Below are 20,311 nucleotides of genomic sequence, written 5' to 3' on the forward strand. Positions count from 1 at the left end.
CAACGGCAGTTGAGCGGGAATTATTGAATATCATTCAGCGAAAACGGAACGCCGGACCCGTCTCCTGACAGGTCTAGGGACGACCCCCGCCGATCTTTCTGGACCCTTGTTCGGGACCTTTTCAGCGGTCCTGGTCCAATTCAGCGGTCCTGGTCCAAATAGGCGAGAACGGCCAGGACGCGACGGTTGTCGTCGTCCGAGACCTCAAGTCCCAGCTTCGCGAAGATGTTGGACGTGTGCTTGGCGATCGCCCGCTCCGTGACCACCAGTTGGCCCGCGATCGCCGCATTCGACCTGCCCTGCGCCATCAGTTCACAAACCTCCAGCTCGCGCGGAGTCAGCCGGCCCAGCGGCTGGTCGTCCGCCTGGCGCCGCGACAGCAGCTGCTGGATGACCTGCGGATCCATCGCCGTACCGCCCGCCGCGACCCGCCGCACGGCGTCGACGAACTGCTCGGCGTCGAACACCCGGTCCTTCAGCAGATAGCCGACCCCGCCGGCCCCGTCGGCGAGCAACTCGCGCGCGTACAACTGCTCCACGTGCTGCGAGAGCACCAGCACCGGCAGTCCGGGTCTGGCCCGGCGGGCCGCCAGCGCGCACTGCAGCCCCTCGTCCGTGTGCGAGGGCGGCAGGCGTACGTCGACCACGGCGACGTCCGGTGCCAACTCGGCCAGTGCCCGGGTGAGTTCGGGCCCCGTCTCGACGGCCGCGGCGATCTCGAAGTCGTACGCCTCCAGTAGCCGGACCAGTCCGTCGCGCAGCAGGAACAGGTCTTCGGCTAGGACAACTCGCAAGGGATCTCCATGGTCACCATGGTGGGGCCGCCCGCGGGACTGCTGACGGCCAGGACGCCGTCGAATGTACCGAGTCGCCGCTCGACTCCGGAGAGCCCCGAACCCCCGCCGATCGTGGCGCCGCCGCTGCCGTCGTCGGTGACGGCGATCCGCAGCAGGCCGCCCCGCTCCGGGACGTGGTGCACGTCGACCCAGATGCGGTCGGCGCCCGAGTGCTTGACGGCGTTCGTGAGGACCTCGCTGACGGCGAAGTACGCGGCGGACTCCACCGGCGCCCCGAGCCGGGCGCGCAGCTCCACCGCCACCTCCGTACTGATCGGCAGCCGCAGCGCCAACGCCCGTACGGCGTCGCCGAGTCCGCGCTCCGCGAGGACCGGCGGGTGGATGCCGCGGACCAGGTCCCGCAGTTCGGTGAGCGCGTCGGCGGAGGACTGCCGGGCCTGTGCGAGCAACTGCTTGGCCTTCGCCGGATCCTTCTCGATCAGCGCCTCGACCGTGCCGAGATCCATGCCCATCGCGACCAGCCGGGCCTGCGCCCCGTCGTGCAGGTCCCGTTCGATCCGGCGCAGTTCGGCCGCCGAGGTGTCCACGGCGTCGCGCCGGGTCTCGGTGAGGACGCGGACCCGCTCGGCGAGCTCGCCCCGGCCGGACCCGAGGACGGAGCGGGCCAGCAGGAAGTGGACGCGCAGCAGCAGCGGAGCCGTGTAGACGCCGGTGACCAGCAGGGCGGCGCCCAGCGCGGCCGCGCCGAGGGCGCTGAGCTGCCCGCTGATCGGCACGAACCCGTACCACCAGCCCACCCGAGTGCCGTCCGTGAAGACCCGCCACAGCCCGGCGCCCAGCGCGAACCCCTCGAAGGGATAGACGAGCAGCGCGGCGGGCAGCAGCGCCGTGACCGTACCCGCGATCATGTCGACCGGCAGCCACAGCAGATCCCGCCAGGTCGCCGGATCGCGAAGCATCCCGAAGCACCGCTCCCACGGATTGGCGTCCTTCGGGACCGGCCGATACGCGAGCGGGATCCGCACACCGCACCACTGGGCCGCCACCAGGCGCCGCCAGTTCGCGAACCCGCGTACGGCCGCCAGCACCCAGGGCGTCGTGACGATGCCGATGCCCAGCGGTACGAGGACGATCGACACGGCGGACAGGACGAAGAGGGTGAGCGACCCGGCCAGCGCCACGACGGCCAGCGGCAGCGCCCGCACTCCGGCGAGCGCGGCGGTACGTGCCCGCCCGCCGAGGGCCTTGTCGTCCCCGGTGTCCCCGTTGTCCCCGCTCGTGTTCATGCCCCCAGTCTCGCCGAGGCCGGTCGCCTCGGTCACGGGGGCCGGGCCACCCGACGGGGGTGGTGCCAGCGACACCCCCGCCGCGCTCAGCCGCCCAGGACCTTCGCCTCCACGGAGGGGTCGAGCCCGACCACCGGGCGGTCGGGGCGCTGGGGAGCGGTCCCGCCGATGCTCTGGAGCCAGCTCCAGGTGTCGGCCACCGTCTCGACGACCGGTCGGCACCGGAGCCCGTCCCGTACCGCCCGGGACACATCCGCCCGATGCAGCGCGCCGTACGACTCCGACCCCGGCGGCACCCACACCGGCAACTCCAGCCACGGCTCGATCCCGGCCGCGAGAACGACGTCGGGGTCGGTCCACCGAAGCTCGGCAGGGCCGCCCGCGCGCCGGCCGCCCACGGGGTCCCCAGCGACCTGGCCGCGCGCGGCGCCTTCCGTGACTTGGCCGCGCGCTGTGCCTCCCGCGACCGGGTCGCCCGCGGTGCCTCCGGTGACCTGGACGCACGCGTCGAGCAGTGCCCCCATCGTCGCGTGGCCCGACGGGCTGATGACGTTGTACGGCCCGGCCGCACCCGTCTCCGCCGCCCCGAGCGTCCACTCGGCCAGATCGCGGACGTCGACGTACTGGAGCGGGAGGTCACGGGGGCCGGGTGCGAGGACGGGCCCGCCGCGTGCCATCCGGCCGAGCCACCACGGCAGGCGCCCGATGTTCTCGTACGGGCCGAGGATCAGCCCGGCCCGTACGAGGAGCGAGCGCTCCGCCCCGAAGGCTTCGAGCACGGCCAGTTCGCCGCCCCGCTTGTCGCGCGCGTAGTCGGTCTGTTCGGCGTCCGGGGAGGCGTCCGCCACCGGCGGGCTGTCCTCGTCGTATCCCGCCGGCGGCGGCCAGGCGTACACGGAACAGCTCGACACGTACACGTATCGCCGGGCGCGGTGCGCCAGCAGCCGAGCCGCGTCCCGGACCACCCGCGGGGCCGCGGACCAGGTGTCGACGACGACGTCCCACTCCTCGTCGGTCCCGGCCAGCGCCGCGAGCCCGTCGGGCGCGGTCCGGTCGCCGTGCAGGGACCGTACGCCCGCCGGAGGTTCGTGGCGTCCCCGGTGGAAGACGGTCACGTCCCAGCCGCGGGCGAGCGCCGCCTCCACGACGGCCCGGCCCACGAACTCCGTACCACCCAGCGTCAGAAGTCTCATACGAGTGACTCTGCCCGGCGGCCCCGCGCGACGGAACGGCAATCTGCCGACAGACGAACCGCGGCGCCGCGGGGTGAATCCGCAACTGGTCCGGGGGCCGGGATCAACTCCCGGTCGGCGGCGTGTACTTGTACCCCACGCGCCGCACCGTCTGGATCGCGTTCCGGTGCTCCGCGCCGAGCTTGCGGCGCAGCCGGGCGACGTGGACGTCCACGGTCCGGCCGTCGCCCACGTGTCCGTAGCCCCACACCGTGGTGACCAGCTGATCGCGGCTGTGCACCTGGTGCGGATGCGCCACCAGGTGCGAGAGCAGCTCGAACTCCAGATACGTGAGGTCCAGCGGCTGCCCGCCGACTTCGGCCGTACGCCGCGCGGTGTCGACGCGTACGAGGGAGTCGTCGTCGGAGTCCCCGGAGCCCCGGAAGTCCCCGAGCTCCGCCCGGCCCGTCTCACGCAGCGCGTCCGGTACGGCGACCGGCAGGAGAGACGGCTGGTCGGCCGGTACGAGGACCAGGTATCCGATCATCGGCGGCCGGCCCGGCAGCGTGGGCAGGGTGTGCGGGGGAGCGGGCAGCCAGGTGGCGCCCGGCGGGAGGAGGTCGGTGACGTCGACCACCTCGTCCCGGTCGACGGCACGCAGCCTGTGGCGCGCCGAGCCCGTGGCAGGCACGGGGGAGGGGACCGCGGACGGGCCGGTGGCAACGGACGAGAAGGTGCGGGTGTTCGCCATGAGAGGTCAGCTCTTTCGCGCGAGAGGTCGTCGGAGGACGTACGTCGTGCGCGCTGGCCGAAGGCCGGAATGTACGGCTTTAGAGGGCCCGCGCGTTCGTCGCGCGACAACACACCCGGTCGAAGTCGTGATGCTGACGGGAAGGCCAGAAGGGCTCAAGGTCATGAAGACCCGTAGCGGTGAACTTCTGGAAGCCGGTCATGCCCTCATTGAAGCAGAGACATGCCTCCAAGAGCAGCCTCCTCTCACAGGCCGGACAGCCTCAACCCCTGACCGAACGCGGAAGGGGCGCCCACCATCAGTGGGCGCCCCTTCCGAAGAACACAGCCGAATCAGACCTGCCCGGCCTTCTCGAGGGCAGAGCAGCACGTGTCGACGATCAGCCGCGTCACCACGTACGGGTCGACGTTGGCGTTGGGACGACGGTCCTCGATGTACCCCTTGCCGTCCTTCTCGACCTGCCAGGGGATCCGCACCGAGGCACCACGGTTGGACACACCGTAGGAGTACTCGTTCCACGGGGCGGTCTCGTGCAGACCCGTCAGCCGGTCGTCGATGCCGGCGCCGTAGTTCTTGACGTGGTCGAGCGGCTTGGAGCCCTCGCCCAGCGACTCGCACGCGGTGATGATCGCGTCGTAGCCCTCGCGCATCGCCTTCGTGGAGAAGTTGGTGTGCGCACCGGCGCCGTTCCAGTCGCCCTTCACCGGCTTCGGGTCCAGCGTCGCGGAGACGTCGAAGTCCTCGGCGGTGCGGTAGAGCAGCCAGCGGGCCACCCACAGGTGGTCCGAGACCTCCAGCGGGGAGACCGGGCCGACCTGGAACTCCCACTGGCCGGGCATGACCTCGGCGTTGATGCCGGAGATGGCGAGACCGGCCTTGAGACAGTTGTCCAGGTGGGCCTCGACGATCTCACGGCCGAAGATCTCGTCGGCGCCGACGCCGCAGTAGTAGCCGCCCTGCGGGGCCGGGAAGCCGCCGACGGGGAAGCCGAGCGGGCGCTCGCCGTCGAAGAAGGTGTACTCCTGCTCGATGCCGAAGATCGGCTCCTGCGCGGCGAACTTGTCCGAGACCTCGGTGAGCGCGGCACGGGTGTTGGACTCGTGCGGCGTCATGTCGATGTTGAGGACCTCGCACATGACGAGCACGTCGTCGCCGCCGCGGATCGGGTCCGGGAAGACGGCGACCGGCTTGAGCACGCGGTCGGAGGCGTGACCTTCGGCCTGGTTCGTGGACGACCCGTCGAAGCCCCAGATCGGCAGCTCCGCACCCTTGGCGTCGTCGGCCATTATCTTCGTCTTCGAACGGAGCTTGGCCGTCGGCTCGGTGCCGTCGATCCAGATGTACTCAGCCTTGAAGGTCACGGGCCACATCCTTCGGGGTGTGTCTGTGCGCGCAATGCGGGTGCTGCGGCGCTGCCTCACTGGGGCGCCGCGGGGATGCCCCGCAGCCTGTCAACAGGCCATTTCCCGATCATTGCTCGAAAGTGAACCCCGTGTTACCTGGCGCCTCTGTGTTGCGGCTCACTCGCTGAGAGCGTTCGCGGGCCGCCTGCCCGCCTCCCGAACGGCGGATTCCGCGCTGTGGTCGGCAGGCCCGCGGATTCCTCGTATGCGATGGGTTTCGTTCGAGCGGGAGGGCCCCACAACGCGCAATGGGCGGCGGCCGAAGCCGCCACCCTGTTGCTGCACGCCGACGATGACTGTTCCGTCAGCCGACCTTCTCGATGAGGGCTCAGCCCACCTTCTCGATGAGGGCCCTGCGGATCAGGAACTTGCCGGGCTCGCGGACCTGCTCGAACGCCGCGTTGTTCAGGAGCGCGCAGCTGCCGGAGACCGAAGTGACCTCCACGGTCGTGGACTTGTTGTTGTCCAGGTTCGTGACCTTCAGCTTCGTACCGGCCGGGAACTGGTTGCTGGACGCCGCCGGAGCGCCGCCCTCACCGGAGAGGGTGACGGTGGATCCGTTGCAGACCTGCTGGCCATTGGCAACGTTGCCACCGCCCGTGTCACCACCGGCGTTACCCGCTGCGGGCGCGCTCGGCGAAGGCGCTTCGGCGGCCGGCGGGGTCGACGCGGCGGGTGCTTCCGCCTGCGGCGCGCCTGCCTGCGAGGACTCACCGACCTCGCAGCCGGAGGCCTTCTGCTGCACCTTGATCTGGGCGATCACCGCTTCCCGGTTGGCGATCCTCGCCGCGGACTGGGCGTCGGGGGCGGTGCGCTGCCCCTCAATGAACTTCTCGTTGTTGCCGAGCGCGGTGGCCAGCCCGTCACAGACCACCGAGGACCCGGTGGGGGCCGCGTTCGAGGTGGCGGCGAAGGCGAAGGCTCCACCGCCGGCTACCGCCGCGGCGGTCACCAGCAGCGCGATCTTCTTCTTCGGGCTGAGAGTTCTTCCGCGTGACATGAACGGCTCCTTATCCCCGGCCGCTCCTGGCGGCGACCGTACGCCGCTATGTACGAGGTACCGAACGGACTTGCTCAACGGCTCACAGGATTCACTTAAGTAACGTGGATCACACGCGAGTTGGGGAACCCCAGGCCCTCGTCATGCATCCGCCCCGGCATGCGCCCGCCATCTAACGTCCCAAGGCGTCCCGCACGGCCTCATCCGTACGGGCCACGACGGCGGTTCCGTCCTCCGCGGTGATGATCGGGCGCTGGATGAGCCGAGGACGCTCCGCCAGAGCCTTGACCCACCGCGCCCGTGAACCGGCGTCCCGGGCCCACTCCTTCATCCCCAGTTCCTTCGCCTCGGCTTCCTGGGTCCGGGTGATGTCCCAGGGCTCCAGCCCCAGCCGGTCCAGGACCTCCCGGATCTCGGCCTCGCTCGGCACGTCCTCCAGATAGCGCCGAACCGTGTACGTGGCCCCCTCCTCGTCCAGCAGCTTGAGGGCGCCGCGGCACTTCGAACAGGCCGGATTGATCCAGATCTCCATACCGCACAAGGTACGCGAAGCGCCGTGCCGGACACCGGTCCCGGCTCGGCCCGAAACCCTTCTGGCCAGGGCCTTGACCACCCGCACCTGATCGCATGCCGACCGGCGGCGGCCAGGCGCTACCGGCAGCGGCCAAGGGTTAAAGTGCCGAGGTCGAAAGGGAGACGCGCATGAACGGGGATGGGCCTCCGCTGCCGGATCCGGCCGGACATCCGCTGCCGGGTGCTGCCGGACATCCGCTGTCGGGTCCGGCCGGACATCCGGTCGGACGCGATCACGACCTCGGACTGATCCGGGAGTTGGTCGACGAGGCCATGGTCTCCGGCGGGGCACTGCTGCTGTCCGGGGATCCCGGTGTCGGCAAGACGGTGTTGCTGGACGCCGCGGCCGAACAGGCTCACGGCGCGGGCATGCGGGTCGTGCGAGCCGCCGGGGTGGAGTTCGAGAGCACCATCACTTTCGCGGGGCTCCATCAGGTCCTCCAGCCGCTGCTGCCCGGACTCGATCGGCTGACCGACCCGCACCGCACCGCCCTGAGTGTCGCGCTGGGCCTGGACCAGGGCGCGCCTTCCGATCAACTGCTGGTGTCGAACGCGGCGTTGACCCTGCTCGTCCAGGCCGCCGTGGAGCGGCCGTTGCTGGTGATCGTCGACGATCTTCCGTGGCTGGATCGCGCCAGCGCCGTGGTGCTGGGCTTCGTCGCCCGCCGCCTGGGCGGCAGCCGGGTCGGCTTCCTCGGCGCGTTCCGGTCGGACGAAGGCAGCTTCTTCGAAGGCGGCGGGCTGCCCCATCACCACGTACAGCCTCTCGATACGACCGCGGCGGCGGCGTTGATCCAAGCTCGTTCCCCTTCCCTGGCCCCTCGCGTGCGCGAGCGTCTGCTGGCGGAGGCGCAGGGCAACCCGCTGGCCCTGCTGGAACTGCCCCTCGCTCTCAGTGCCCCGCAACGCTCCGGATCCGGCGTGCCCGACCTGCTGCCGCTGAGCCGCCGCCTCCAGGCCGTGTTCGCGTCCCGGGTCGAGGCGCTGCCCGCCGCGACCCGGCTGTTCCTCCTTTACGCGGTCCTGGACGGCACCGGCGATCTGCACGTCCTTGCGTCGGCCGGTTTCGAGCGGACCGGGATGGAAGACCTGGCGATCGCGGAGCGGGCCGGACTCGTGTACGTGGACGAGGGCACCGGCCGACTGGCGTTCCGCCATCCCCTGACGCGCTCCGCCGTCGTGGAGCTCTCCACCAGCGGCCTGCGCCGCGAGGTACACCGTGCCCTGGCCGAGCAGCGGGCCGACCGGCCCGAGCGACGCGCCTGGCACCTCGCCCACGCCACGGTCGAGCCCACCGAGGAAGTCGCGGTCCTCCTTGAGGAGTTGGCGCGCGACAACGTACGGCGTGGCGACGCGGGCGGTGCCATCGCCGCGCTGCTGCGCGCCGCGGAGCTGAGTCCGCGCGGCTACGAACGCAGTCGCCGGATCGCCGAGGCCGCCTACCTCGGCGCGGATCTGACCGGTGATCTGCGTGATGTGCCCCGACTGCTCGAAGAGGCCCGGCTGGCCGACGGCGGCCGGGCCGGCCCGCTGGTCGCCGCGGTCGCGGCGGCGCACCACATCCTCCTCAGTGGTGAGGGCGACCTGGACACCGCCCACCGGCTGCTCGTCGGCGCGATCGAGATGCAGCACCAGCCGTACGACGCGACCGACGCCACCATGAACGACGCGCTGTACACCCTCGCCTGGCTGTGCCAGAACAGCCAGCGTCCGGAGCTGTGGGAACCGCTGCACCGGGCGCTCAGCCTGCTGAAACCGGAGATCCCGGACCAGCTGGCCCTGACCCTCAGCACCATGGCCGACCCGGCTCGGACGGCACCGCCCGCGCTCGGGAGGCTCGATCAGGTCATCACCTCCCTCGACCAGGATGCCGACCCCGTCCGAGTCGTCAGGACCGCCATGGCATCCCTGTACGTGGACCGGCTGCCGGGGTGCAGGACGGCGTTGCGGCGCGTGCTCCGCGACGGGCGGGACAACCTCATGCTCACCGTGGAGATCCAGGGACTGGTCTACCTGGGCAGAGACCAGTTCGCGGCAGGTGAGTGGGACGAGCTGGAGACGCAGGCGGCCCAGGGCCGGGACCTGGGTGAAGCCCACAGCTACCAGCTGCTGTCGACGGAGTTCCTGTACCAACGGGCACTGGTGGCCGCCGCGCGCGGTGACGAAAAGGCCACCAGGGCACTGACGGACGAGATGACCCTGTGGGCGACACCGCGCGGTGTGAGTTCGTACCTCTCGTGCGCCTCGCACGCCAGGGCGCTCGCCGCGCTCGGCCGCGGCCGCTTCGAGGACGCCTACCGGCACGCGTGCGCCATCAGCCGCGCGGGTGAGCTCGCCTCGCACGTTCCTCCTGCCCTGTTCGTCATCATGGATCTGGTCGAGGCCGCGGTCAGAACGGGCCGGGTCGAGGAGGCGGCGGCTCATGCCGCGGCGGCACGCGAGGCCGGTATCGCCGCGATCTCGCCACGGCTCGCCATGCTCGTGAACGCGTCGGCGGCGATCGCCGCAGTGGACCACCCCGACGCGATCGAGCTGTTCGAGGAGGCGCTCGCCGAACCCGGCACCGAACGCTGGCCCTTCGAACGCGCCCGGGTCCAACTCGCGTACGGCGAACGTCTCCGCCGGGCGAAATCCACCACGGAAGCGCGCACCCGTCTCGGCGACGCGATCGACACCTTCGAGAGACTCGGCGCCCTCCCCTGGGCAGCCCGCGCAGGCAACGAACTGCGGGCGACCGGCCTGTCCCTCGGGGCCGCCGCCGTCACCGGGCCGGCGTCACTGACGCCACAGCAACGGGAGATCGCCATGCTCGCGGCGGCCGGCCTCACCAACAAACAGATCGCCGAACGCCTCTTCCTCTCCCCACGCACCGTCGCCGCGCACCTGCGCCAGCTCTTCCCCAAACTTGGCGTGGCCTCCCGAGCCGCCCTGCGCGACGCATTGGCGGACACGCCTCCCGAGTAGCCCCGGTCGTCACATGCCCGCCCGCCGGGCGGCGGGCGGCGCCTGGCACGCACTCTCGGCCGCTCAGTGGCTCGGCCGGCGGCGATGACTTTTCGCCGCCGGTCCGGCGTGCCTCCGCCGTACCCGTCGATGGCTCTGTTCGAATTTACGCCGTCTCACGCACCTCTCGAAAACCATGGGTGACACGGCGCCAACTCCCTTGTCCACCTGGGCTTTTCTTGGATGTCCTGGACTCACTGGATGTCAGTGGCGGCCGGTAAACTGTAAGCAGTGTTCGAGGGTGCCGCCGGAGAGGCCGGACGGTTCCCTGACCGCGACAGGAGGATGCCTGTGCCCGCTGCCGCACTCAGCCCGCTGCCCACTCAGTCCACATCCAAGAGGGCGGTCCTGCTCGACCTGCCGTACGAGCCGATCGAGAAGCGTCCGCTGCCACCGGGACGCCCCCGCGATTGGTACATCACGCACAACCGCCGCCTGAAGGCGATGCGGCTCGCGATCGCCCTCCTCGACTCGGGTGTGTACGTACCGAACCAGGCCCGCAACGAGAAGATCCGCAGCACGGCCGAACTCATCGGCGTCCACCCGCCGTCGGACACCACGTGCCACATGGTCCGAGCCCTGATGAGGTACGCCCGCTGAGGCCCGCACCCGGTGCGCCGCCCGCTTGTCGGAGCAGGCGGCGCACCGGGTTTGTTCGGCTTCAGGAGTTCTGTGAGCGTTCGCGCTCGAAGCCTGGCGTTATTCGTTTCCGCCGGAGAGGCATCACCCGGCATCCTGAGGGCTACTCTCAACGCACCGACGGACAGGCGCCCTTCCCCCAGCGCCGCGTCGGACATCTCAAGGTCCCACCACTCACGCACAAGGAGACCCATCATGGGTACCTTGATCATTTTGGCGATCCTCGCTCTGGTCGTCCTCGGTTTCAACAACCCCGTCTGGTGGCTCGCCGGGGCCGCCCTGCTCTACCTGCACTTCCGTTACGGCCGCGCGGGCCAGGGGTCGACGGGCTCCGCACCGCCCCGCGGCTCCTCGGGTTCGGGCGGCTCGTCGGGTGGGTCGCTGCGCGGCGACAACGACTACCGCGCGTACCGCGAACGCCGTGACCAGCAGGCCAGGTGGGAGCGCCGCTACCGCCGCGAACGCCCCTGGATGACCCGCCAGAAGGGAAACTAGCCCGACGAGGATCCAGCCCGACCAGGAACCGGCCCGGCGGGGAAGCAGTCCGGTGGGGAACCAGTCGGGCGAGGAACCAGCCCGACCAGGAACCAGCCCGACAAGGAACCAGTCCGGTGAGGAACCAGTCCGGGAGCTGCTAGCCCAGGCCCGGGGCGCCCCAGATCGGGAACCAGCGGCTCAGATCCCGCTCGATCCGCAGATCGTCGGTGAGCGCGGCCTTGATCTGCAGTTCCAGCGCGTTGTCGCGCCGCAGGCCCGTACCGGCCAGCGGCGCGAAGGGATAGAACGTGCCGCGTTTGTAGAGATAGACGATCCCGAGCCGCCGTTGGTCAGAGCCCTGGAAGCTCGCCACCGAGCAGAGCAGCTGCGGCCCGAAGCCGCTGCCCTCCAGTGCGCTGTTGACCGCGTGCAGATCACTCACCAGTGCGGGCAGATCGTCGGGCTCCCGCCGCGAGACCAGCCACGAGTATCCGTACTCGTCCCGGCTGACCTCCACCGGCGGGCCACCGCGCTCCGCGTCCGCGTCCAGCAGCTCCTGGACCTCCTGACGCGCCTCGGTGAACGCCCCGCCCTCCACGGTCGCGAAGCACACCGCGCCCGTCCCGGTCGGGGTGAACCCGGCGGCCGCCTGCAAGGTGATGGCGGCCGACGGCAGGGCGAAGAGCTGGTCGAGGTCGGGCGCGACCGGTTTGCTGCGCCCCAGCAGGATGTCCAGGAGCCGCATGTTCAGTCGGCCTTCCCCGGGGTCGCCGCCTCACCCAGCTCCGCCGAGATACGTGCCAGTTGTTCGAGCCGCTGCTCCAGGCTCGGGTGGGTGGAGAAGTACTTCGCCACGCCAGGTTCGGCGCCGAGGGCGGGGGTGAAGTAGAAGGCGTTGAAGGCCTGGGCCGTCCGCAGGTCCTTGGTCGGGATCCTGGCGATGTCCCCGGTGACCTTGGTCAGCGCGGACGCCAGCGCCGAGGGCCGCCCGGTGAGCTGGGCCGCGGCCCGGTCGGCGGCCAGCTCGCGGTACCGGGACAGCGCCCGGATCAGCAGGAAACTGATCGCGTACACGGCCGCCGAGACCGTCATGACGGCCATGAACACCAGGGCCGTGTTCTGATCCCTGCGCCCGCCGCCCAGAAGCTGCGAGTAGAAGGCGAACCGGACGATCAGCCCGGCGATCACCCCGAGGAAGGAAGCGACGGTGATCACCGCGACGTCCTTGTGCGCCACGTGCGACAGCTCGTGCGCCAGTACACCTTCGAGCTCATCGGGTTCGAGCCGCCGTAGCAGCCCGGTGGTCACACAGAGCACCGCGTGATCGGGGTTCCGCCCGGTCGCGAAGGCGTTGGGCATATCCATATCGGAGACGGCGACGAGCGGCTTCGGCATGTCGGCGACGGCACACAGCCGGTCGACCACCCCGTGCAGCCGCGGATACTCCTCCCGCTCCACGATCCGCCCACGCATGGCGAACAGTGCGATCCGGTCCGAGAACCAGTACTGCGCGCCGAGCAGCGCCGCGGCGACGACCACGACCAGTACCCAGGACTTCAGCAGCACGATCAGCGCGGCCACGAACACCACGTACAGCAGTCCGAGCAGGAACAGCGTGGTTCCCATTCGTACGGTCAGCCGCGGGTCGGCCTGGAAGCGGCTCTGCATAGCGATCACCTCGAAATCGGGCACTCGTCCCGATTCCAGTGTGCACCCACGCATTTCCACGAACAGATCTCGATCAGCCCTCCACCAGGCAAAGAACGACAAAGCCCTGTCACTGCCCGAGGGGCGGTGACAGGGCGTCGTCGTCAGCCGTGCGGCGCGCCGGCCGTGAGGCCTACGCGTACGTGACGGCCGTGGGGTCGATCACACGTCGTAGTAGAGCTCGAACTCGTGCGGGTGCGGACGCAGCTGCAGCGGGGCGATCTCGTTCGTGCGCTTGTAGTCGATCCACGTCTCGATCAGGTCGGACGTGAAGACGTCGCCCTGGAGGAGGAACTCGTGGTCCCGCTCCAGCGAGTCGAGGACCGCCGGGAGCGAGGTCGGGACCTGGGCGACACCCGCGTGCTCCTCGGGGGCCAGCTCGTAGAGGTCCTTGTCGATCGGCTCGGCCGGCTCGACCTTGTTCTTGATGCCGTCGAGGCCCGCGAGCAGCAGCGCCGAGAAGGCGAGGTACGGGTTGCCGGAGGAGTCGGGCGCGCGGAACTCGACGCGCTTGGCCTTCGGGTTCGAGCCCGTGATCGGGATACGCATGGCCGCGGAGCGGTTGCGCTGCGAGTAGACCAGGTTGATCGGCGCCTCGAAGCCCGGGACCAGGCGGTGGTACGAGTTCACCGTCGGGTTGGTGAAGGCCAGCAGCGACGGGGCGTGCTTGAGGATGCCGCCGATGTAGTAGCGGGCGGTGTCCGACAGGCCCGCGTAACCGGCCTCGTCGTAGAACAGCGGGTCGCCGTTCGCCCACAGCGACTGGTGGACGTGCATGCCCGAGCCGTTGTCACCGAAGATCGGCTTCGGCATGAAGGTCGCGGTCTTGCCGTTGCGCCAGGCGACGTTCTTCACGATGTACTTGAAGAGCTGGAGGTCGTCGGCCGCGGCGAGCAGCGTGTTGAACTTGTAGTTGATCTCGGCCTGGCCGGCGGTGCCCACCTCGTGGTGCTGGCGCTCGACGTTCAGCCCGGACTTGTTCAGCTCCAGGGAGATCTCGGCGCGCAGGTCGGCGAAGTGGTCGACCGGCGGGGTCGGGAAGTAACCGCCCTTGTAGCGGACCTTGTAGCCGCGGTTGTCCTCCAGCGCGCCGGTGTTCCAGGCGCCCGCCTCGGAGTCGACGTGGTAGAACGACTCGTTCGAGGTGGTCTGGAACCGCACGCTGTCGAACACGTAGAACTCGGCCTCGGGGCCGAAGTACGCGGTGTCGGCGATACCGGTCGACGCGAGGTACGCCTCCGCCTTCTTCGCCACGTTGCGCGGGTCACGGGAGTACTGCTCGCCCGTGATCGGGTCGTGGATGAAGAAGTTGATGTTGACCGTCTTGTCGCGGCGGAACGGGTCGACGCGCGCGGTGGTCAGGTCGGCGCGGAGCGCCATGTCGGACTCGTGGATGGCCTGGAAGCCGCGGATCGAGGAGCCGTCGAAGGCCAGTTCCTCGGTCGGGTCGAAGGCCTCTGCCGGCACCGTGAAGTGCTGCATCACACCAGGCAGGTCGCAGAAGCGGACGTCGACGAACTTGACGTCCTCGTCCGCGATGAACTTCTTGGCCTCGTCGGCGTTCTGGAACATCCAGCTCCTCCTACTCCCGACCATGTCCGACCGGGGTGGTAGTTCGTTCGTGCGGCCAGTGCGGTGGCACACGCTGAACCCGACCTTAGGGACGGGTGATTTCTCAAGCATGACCCATTTGTTTCGACCAAGTTAACCGGACCCGATCCGGAACACCCCACCTGTACGCATGCAAAAACGGGCGCAGTACCGTTGACGGGTGGACAACAGGCAAGCAATCGGATCGTGGCTCTCCGGCCCCCGCGCGGCCGCGGAGGAAGCCGGTGCCGACTTCGGATACCGCGGCGAGCAGCTGGGCCTGCCCGAGTCGGGCCCCGGCTCGATCGCCCGCCCGGGCAGGCGCCTCGGCGCCCTGGCCGTCGACTGGGGCCTGTGCCTCTTGATCGCATACGGCCTGATCACCGACGGCTACGGCCAGGCGACCGGAAACTGGGCGCTGGCCGTCTTCTTCGTCGTGAGCGTCCTGACCGTCGGCACGATCGGCTTCACCCCGGGCAAGCGCCTGTTCGGCCTCCGCGTCGTCGCCCTGGACACCGGCACGGTCAACCCGCTCCGCGTCCTCGTGCGCACGGCCCTCCTGTGCGTCGCCCTCCCGGCGCTGATCTGGGACCGCGACGGCAGGGGGCTGCACGACCGCCTGGCCCGCACGGTCGAGATCAGGACCTGAGGATTCCGTACGACGATCTGTCGGTTCCGTAGGGCGACCGGACAGGTCCTGACGGCGATCGGACAGTTCCCTACGACGATGGGGGCGCCCGGAGTGATCCGGGCGCCCCCATCGTCGTACGCGCAGTGTGTCTTCGTCGTACGGGAGTGTGTCAGCGCATTTTCGGGCCGCCGCGCGGCATCCGCATGCCCTTGGGCATCGGGCCCTTCGGGAGGGGCATGTTGGACATCAGGTCGCCAAGGGCCCGCAGCCGGTCGTTGGTCGCGGTGACCTGGGGGCCGGTCAGGACGCGGGGCAGCTTCAGCATCGTCGTCCGGAGCTTCTTGAGCTCGACCTGACCCTCGCCCGTGCCGACGAGGATGTCGTGCACCGGCACGTCCGCGACGATGCGGGCCATCTTCTTCTTCTCGGCCGCCACCAGGCTCTTCACCCGGTTCGGGTTGCCCTCGGCGACCAGCACGATGCCGGCCTTGCCGACGGCCCGGTGGACCACGTCCTGGCTGCGGTTCATCGCCACCGCCGGGGTGGTCGTCCAGCCGCGCCCGACATTGTCGAGCACCGCGGCGGCCGCGCCCGGCTGGCCCTCCATCTGCCCGAACGCCGCCCGCTCGGCCCGGCGTCCGAAGACGATCGCCATCGCGAGGAAGGCGAGCAGGAAGCCGAGAATGCCCAGATAGACCGGGTGGCCGATCAAGAAGCCGATCGCGAGGAAGACACCAAGGGTGACGATTCCGACAGCCGCGAGTACAAGACCGATCTTTGAGTCGGCCTTGCGGGTCATCTTGTAAGTCAGGGCGATCTGCTTGAGTCGCCCGGGGTTCGCAGCGTCCGCTGCGGGTTCCTTCCTCGCCATGCCGAGAAGTCTACGTGGCGTGGGAAGCGCCGACGACGGCGGTGCCGGGTCGGCCCTCGCCGACCGGCTTCCGGTGCCGTACTTCGGCGACTTGGCGACGCGGGCGCGATGACTCGGCGACGCGACGCCTCAGCAATCCAGCGACTCAGGGGCGAGCGATGAAGCTCTGCTCCAGGACGCGCTGTGCCTCGACCCGGTCCTTGGCGCGACGGCGGTCCTCCAGGACGGAGGTCCAGGCGTTGCGGCGAGCGGTGCGCTGGCCGCTGCTCATGAGCAGTGACTCGACGGCACGGAGTGCATCGGTGAACGACGGGATCGCGGTGGCGCGTACGGGCGCGGCCTGCATGATGGAGGTTCCCCCTCGGGATCGGCGGCTCTGGCTAGGGCTCTACGTGGCGTAAGACCAGGGTCACTGAATGGTGTTACCAGGGCGTGACCGACCGGTCAAACGCCAATGAAACCTTGATGCGTGGGCCGAAAACGCCGACGCGGCCCTGATGGGGCCCCCATCTGCGGGGACGGTCAGGACCGCGTCGTATCGGCCACTACCGGCGGGTAGTCGCTTGTGCTCAGATTCACACGCTCGGGGTGGCACTGCGTGCCATCGCGCAGGTCGCGCGACGTGCCGAGCGACCCCCCTCTCGCCTCGTCTCAGACGGCCTGCGAGGCGACGTACGAGCCACGCTTCTCGATCGCCATCTGGTACAGGCGGCCCGCGCGGTACGAGGAGCGGACCAGCGGGCCCGACATGACTCCGGAGAAGCCGATCTGGTCGGCCTCGTCCTTCAGTTCGACGAACTCGTGCGGCTTCACCCAGCGCTCCACGGGGTGGTGGCGCACGGACGGCCGCAGGTACTGCGTGATGGTGACGAGCTCGCAGCCCGCCTCGTGCAGCTGGCGCAGGGCCTCGCTGACCTCCTCGCGGGTCTCGCCCATGCCGAGGATCAGGTTCGACTTGGTGACGAGCCCGTAGTCGCGGGCGGCCGTGATGACCTTCAGTGAACGCTCGTAGCGGAAGCCCGGGCGGATGCGCTTGAAGATGCGGGGGACCGTCTCGACGTTGTGCGCGAAGACCTCCGGCCGGGAGGAGAAGACCTCGGCCAGCTGTTCGGGGACGGCGTTGAAGTCGGGGGCGAGGAGTTCGACCTTGGTGGGGCCGCTCTCGCGGTTCGCCGTCTGTGCGTGGATCTGGCGCACGGTCTCGGCGTACAGCCAGGCGCCGCCGTCCTCGAGGTCGTCGCGGGCGACGCCTGTGATGGTCGCGTAGTTGAGATCCATGGTGACCACGGACTCGCCCACGCGGCGCGGTTCGTCGCGGTCCAGGGCCTCCGGCTTGCCCGTGTCGATCTGGCAGAAGTCGCAGCGCCTCGTGCACTGGTCACCGCCGATGAGGAAGGTCGCCTCGCGGTCCTCCCAGCACTCGTAGATGTTGGGGCAGCCGGCTTCCTGGCAGACGGTGTGCAGGCCCTCGCTCTTCACGAGGTTCTGCATTTTCGTGTACTCGGGGCCCATTTTCGCCCGGGTCTTGATCCACTCGGGCTTGCGCTCGATGGGGGTCTGGGCGTTCCGGACCTCCAGGCGCAGCATCTTGCGTCCGTCGGGTGCGACTGCGGACACATCGGCTCCCTGTAGCTTCGATTCTTCGGCGTACACCAGGGTACGCCCGTTCGCTTCTCGGCCCCCGGGGTGGGCAACCTTCGGGAACGGGGGTGCATTCCCGGGGGGTTTTCTCGCCCCCGCTGAATTTCAGCCTCTCCGGCGTTTGAGGAGCGGGGGTTCGGGGGCGGAGCCCCCGAGGAAGTGACGGGATCGGGTAGGGGCGGAGGGGGCGGAAAAAGGGCCCCTACGCCACCACCCGCGCCCTCAACTCCGCGTTCGCTAGAACATCCCGCAGATGCCGCTCAGCCACCGGCAGGACCTCCGCGATGGTGAGGTCGCGGCCCAACTCGTGGGCCAGCGACGTGACGCCGGCGTCACGGATCCCGCAAGGGATGATCTTGTCGAAGCTGGATGTGTCCGGGTTCACGTTCAGGGCGAAGCCATGCATCGTGACGCCCTTGGCGACCCGGATACCCATGGCACAGATCTTGCGGTCCTCACGCCGCTGCCCCGCATTGGACGGCGCGTACTCGGGCCCGTTCAACCGTGGATCGAACTCCTCGTCCGCCAGCCGCGGATCGAAGTCGAGCGAGAGCCCGCCGAGAGACCCGCCGAGAGGCGGCCGCTCGGCCACCGGGTCACCGAGGACCCAGACGCCGGCCCGCCCCTCCACCCGGCTCGTCTCGACACCGAACTCCGCGCAGACCCGGATCATCGCGTCTTCGAGACGGCGGAGATGCGCGACGACGTCCACCGGCCGCGGCAGCTTCTGGATCGGGTAGCCGACCAGCTGCCCCGGACCGTGCCAGGTGATCTTGCCGCCACGGTCCACGTCGACGACGGGCGTGCCGTCGAGGGGCCGCTCGCTGTCCGCGGTGCGCCGCCCCGCCGTGTAGACCGGCGGGTGTTCCAGGAGCAGGCACGTGTCGGGGATCTCGTCCTCGAAACGGGCGGCGTGGACGCGGCGCTGCTCGTCCCAGGCCTCCTGGTACTCGACGGCGTCCGCACCGAAACCCATGCGGGTGAACCGCAGCTCACTCACGGCAAGCGCCTCCCTGAATGTGTTGTAAGGCTCGTACCAGCCCCACGCCACTGTACGTCCGGTCCGGCCTCGTCAGCCCTGGGGGCAATCCTCACACGATCGGATGAATGCGCGGAGAAGTCTGTGATCGCACGCTTACGGACCGCTACATTCGCGCCGTTCACGAGGCTTTCAAGGGCTGCTCAAGGCACGGCGGCCGACCTCGCCCGGGCCTGTTCGTGCAGGCCCCCAGCCCGGAAGGCAGGAGTTCGCACCGCAGATGACGGAACGACCCGCGCAGCGCACCCCCAACCGTCAGCTCGCCGCACTAATCGCAGAAGCGGGGTTCTCCAACGCGGGGCTGGCCCGCCGAGTGGACCAGCTCGGCCTCGAACACGGGCTCGATCTCAGATACGACAAGACATCCGTGACCCGCTGGCTGCGCGGCCAGCAGCCCAGGGGCACCACACCCGCGCTGATCGCCGAGGTCTTCACCCGCCGCCTCGGCCGCCGGCTCAGCGCGCAGGATCTCGGACTCGACGCGTGCGCCCCCGTGTACGCCGGGCTCGAATTCGCGGCCACCCCCGAGGAGGCAGTCGACATCGTCGGCGGGCTGTGGCGCAAGGACTCCGGAAGCCATGCGGAGCTCCGCAAGATCGCGTTCACCCCGGCCGGGCTCGTCGTGCCCAGCCGGGACTGGCTGATCGGCCGGGCCGACGACCGGGTGGGCCGCGGCGACCCCGGTGCCGTACGGATCCCCGTACAGGGCCGCCCCGCCGTGCCCCGGCAGCGCACGCAGACCGAGCGCGGTCCCGGGCAGCGGGTGACCGCGGGCGACATCGCGGCGCTGCGCTCGGTCGGGGAACTCTTCCGCGCGCTCGACAACGCGTACGGCGGAGGGCATGCCCGACAGGCCCTCGTGCGGTACCTGGAGCACGAACTGGAGCCGATGCTGCGCGGCACGTACGGGGAGCAGACGGGGCGCCGCCTGTTCGCCGCCGCCTCCGATCTGACCCGGCTGGCGGGCTGGACCTCGTACGACATCGCCGCGCACGGGCTGGCCCAGCGGTACTTCGTCCAGGCGCTGCGGCTCTCGCAGGCGGCGGGGGACCGGGCGTACGGCTCGTACGTGCTCGTGACGATGAGTCGACAAGCCGTCTATCTGGGGCACGGCCGGGAGGCGGTGCAGCTGGCCCGGGTCGCCCAGCAGGGCGTGGGCTCGTCGGCGCCGCCCGTCGTCCAGGCGCTGCTGTACGCGGTCGAGGCGCGGGGGCACGGCGTTCTCGGAGAGGTACGCGCGGCCACGGCCTCGCTGGTACGGGCCGAGCGGGCCCTGGAGACCTCCCGGCCCGGCGACGAAGTGCCGTACTGGGCACGGTTCTTCGACGAGGCGCAGCTCGCCGACGAGTTCGGACACTGCCACCGAGACCTCCAGCAGTACCGCGCGGCCGCCCAGCACGCCGAGCGCTCCCTGCAGTTGCGCGCGCCCGGCTACGCCCGCAGCCGTCTCTTCTGCCGGGTCGTCCTGGCCTCGGCCCGGCTCGGACTCGGCGAACTCGACCAGGCCTGCCAGTTGGGTGCCGAGGCGGCGGCCCAGGCTTCGGAGATGCGGTCGGTGCGGGCGTTGGAGTACGTGCGGGACTTCGAGCGGCGGTTGGAGCCGTACAAGGACGCGCCGCCGGTCAGGGGGTATCGCGACAAGGTCGCTGCGCTCGGCTGAACGGCATCACCGGAGGGGTTGTCTTGACGCTGCGGGCCGGTTGTGGCTGGTCGCGCCCGCGCGGCGGAGCC

At 70.0% G+C, this 20,311-nt stretch carries 19 protein-coding genes; 5 read left to right on the forward strand and 14 right to left on the reverse strand.

Features of this window, described 5'->3' with window-relative positions; genetic code table 11:
- Positions 1 to 140: 140 nt before the first annotated feature.
- From OHA11_RS34350 to OHA11_RS34380, 7 genes are all read right to left on the reverse strand, one after another.
- On the reverse strand, positions 141 to 794 hold the full coding sequence (locus OHA11_RS34350) for a response regulator transcription factor (protein ID WP_266502957.1): 654 nt from the start codon (positions 792 to 794) through the stop codon (positions 141 to 143).
- On the reverse strand, positions 779 to 2,083 hold the full coding sequence (locus tag OHA11_RS34355; protein ID WP_266502959.1) for a sensor histidine kinase: 1,305 nt from the start codon (positions 2,081 to 2,083) through the stop codon (positions 779 to 781). The genes OHA11_RS34350 and OHA11_RS34355 overlap by 16 nt, the downstream gene beginning before the upstream one ends.
- An 86-nt stretch (positions 2,084 to 2,169) precedes the next feature.
- On the reverse strand, positions 2,170 to 3,276 hold the full coding sequence (locus OHA11_RS34360; protein WP_266502960.1) for an NAD-dependent epimerase/dehydratase family protein: 1,107 nt from the start codon (positions 3,274 to 3,276) through the stop codon (positions 2,170 to 2,172).
- A gap of 103 nt (positions 3,277 to 3,379) precedes the next feature.
- A complete protein-coding gene (locus tag OHA11_RS34365; RefSeq protein ID WP_266502961.1) occupies positions 3,380 to 4,006 on the reverse strand; it encodes a winged helix-turn-helix domain-containing protein in 627 nt (208 codons plus the stop codon).
- 332 nt (positions 4,007 to 4,338) lie between these two features.
- Positions 4,339 to 5,367, reverse strand: a complete 1,029-nt coding sequence (gene glnII / locus OHA11_RS34370) for a glutamine synthetase (RefSeq protein WP_266502963.1) — start codon at positions 5,365 to 5,367, stop codon at positions 4,339 to 4,341.
- 370 nt (positions 5,368 to 5,737) lie between these two features.
- Entirely contained in the window at positions 5,738 to 6,409 is a 672-nt protein-coding gene (locus tag OHA11_RS34375; protein WP_266502964.1) for a hypothetical protein, read from the reverse strand.
- A 172-nt stretch (positions 6,410 to 6,581) separates the two neighbouring features.
- Complete coding sequence (locus OHA11_RS34380; RefSeq protein WP_266502965.1) at positions 6,582 to 6,941, reverse strand: ArsC/Spx/MgsR family protein; 360 nt, start codon at positions 6,939 to 6,941, stop codon at positions 6,582 to 6,584.
- Positions 6,942 to 7,111: 170 nt separating this feature from the next.
- Here OHA11_RS34380 and OHA11_RS34385 point away from each other — a divergent pair, with 170 nt between their 5' ends.
- The 3 genes from OHA11_RS34385 (at position 7,112) to OHA11_RS34395 (ending at position 11,119) form a co-directional block, all read left to right on the forward strand.
- The gene (locus OHA11_RS34385) at positions 7,112 to 9,946 is read left to right on the forward strand and encodes an AAA family ATPase (RefSeq protein WP_266502966.1); all 2,835 of its coding nucleotides are present in this window, start codon (positions 7,112 to 7,114) and stop codon (positions 9,944 to 9,946) included.
- A 330-nt stretch (positions 9,947 to 10,276) separates the two neighbouring features.
- Positions 10,277 to 10,585 carry a hypothetical protein gene (locus OHA11_RS34390; RefSeq protein WP_266502967.1) on the forward strand — a complete coding sequence of 103 codons (309 nt, stop codon included), beginning with the start codon at positions 10,277 to 10,279 and terminating at the stop codon, positions 10,583 to 10,585.
- Between the two features lie 234 nt (positions 10,586 to 10,819).
- Complete coding sequence (locus OHA11_RS34395) at positions 10,820 to 11,119, forward strand: hypothetical protein (protein WP_266502968.1); 300 nt, start codon at positions 10,820 to 10,822, stop codon at positions 11,117 to 11,119.
- Between the two features lie 139 nt (positions 11,120 to 11,258).
- Here the strand turns inward: OHA11_RS34395 and OHA11_RS34400 are convergent, their stop codons facing one another.
- The 3 genes from OHA11_RS34400 to glnA all read right to left on the reverse strand — a co-directional run bounded on the left by OHA11_RS34400 (position 11,259) and on the right by glnA (position 14,380).
- Positions 11,259 to 11,846, reverse strand: coding sequence for a hypothetical protein (locus OHA11_RS34400; protein ID WP_266502969.1), 588 nt, complete (start codon positions 11,844 to 11,846; stop codon positions 11,259 to 11,261).
- Positions 11,847 to 11,848: 2 nt separating this feature from the next.
- A complete protein-coding gene (gene htpX, locus OHA11_RS34405) occupies positions 11,849 to 12,769 on the reverse strand; it encodes a zinc metalloprotease HtpX (protein ID WP_266502971.1) in 921 nt (306 codons plus the stop codon).
- Between the two features lie 201 nt (positions 12,770 to 12,970).
- Positions 12,971 to 14,380 carry a type I glutamate--ammonia ligase gene (gene glnA / locus OHA11_RS34410; protein WP_266502972.1) on the reverse strand — a complete coding sequence of 470 codons (1,410 nt, stop codon included), beginning with the start codon at positions 14,378 to 14,380 and terminating at the stop codon, positions 12,971 to 12,973.
- 199 nt (positions 14,381 to 14,579) lie between these two features.
- Here glnA and OHA11_RS34415 point away from each other — a divergent pair, with 199 nt between their 5' ends.
- Complete coding sequence (locus OHA11_RS34415; protein ID WP_266502974.1) at positions 14,580 to 15,047, forward strand: RDD family protein; 468 nt, start codon at positions 14,580 to 14,582, stop codon at positions 15,045 to 15,047.
- A gap of 151 nt (positions 15,048 to 15,198) precedes the next feature.
- Here the strand turns inward: OHA11_RS34415 and OHA11_RS34420 are convergent, their stop codons facing one another.
- The 4 genes from OHA11_RS34420 to lipB form a co-directional block, all read right to left on the reverse strand.
- Positions 15,199 to 15,900, reverse strand: a complete 702-nt coding sequence (locus tag OHA11_RS34420; RefSeq protein WP_266502976.1) for a DUF4191 domain-containing protein — start codon at positions 15,898 to 15,900, stop codon at positions 15,199 to 15,201.
- A 145-nt stretch (positions 15,901 to 16,045) separates the two neighbouring features.
- Positions 16,046 to 16,246: a hypothetical protein gene (locus OHA11_RS34425; RefSeq protein ID WP_266502978.1), complete on the reverse strand. Its 201-nt coding sequence runs from the start codon at positions 16,244 to 16,246 to the stop codon at positions 16,046 to 16,048.
- Between the two features lie 305 nt (positions 16,247 to 16,551).
- The gene (lipA, locus tag OHA11_RS34430) at positions 16,552 to 17,517 is read right to left on the reverse strand and encodes a lipoyl synthase (protein ID WP_266502979.1); all 966 of its coding nucleotides are present in this window, start codon (positions 17,515 to 17,517) and stop codon (positions 16,552 to 16,554) included.
- 226 nt (positions 17,518 to 17,743) lie between these two features.
- On the reverse strand, positions 17,744 to 18,541 hold the full coding sequence (gene lipB, locus OHA11_RS34435) for a lipoyl(octanoyl) transferase LipB (protein WP_266502980.1): 798 nt from the start codon (positions 18,539 to 18,541) through the stop codon (positions 17,744 to 17,746).
- A gap of 259 nt (positions 18,542 to 18,800) precedes the next feature.
- On the opposite strand from lipB, the gene OHA11_RS34440 reads away from it, so the two are divergent.
- On the forward strand, positions 18,801 to 20,240 hold the full coding sequence (locus tag OHA11_RS34440; RefSeq protein ID WP_266502981.1) for a regulator: 1,440 nt from the start codon (positions 18,801 to 18,803) through the stop codon (positions 20,238 to 20,240).
- Positions 20,241 to 20,311 lie beyond the last annotated feature (71 nt).

This window comes from Streptomyces sp. NBC_00878 (genome assembly GCF_026341515.1).
Taxonomy (GTDB): Bacteria; Actinomycetota; Actinomycetes; order Streptomycetales; family Streptomycetaceae; genus Streptomyces.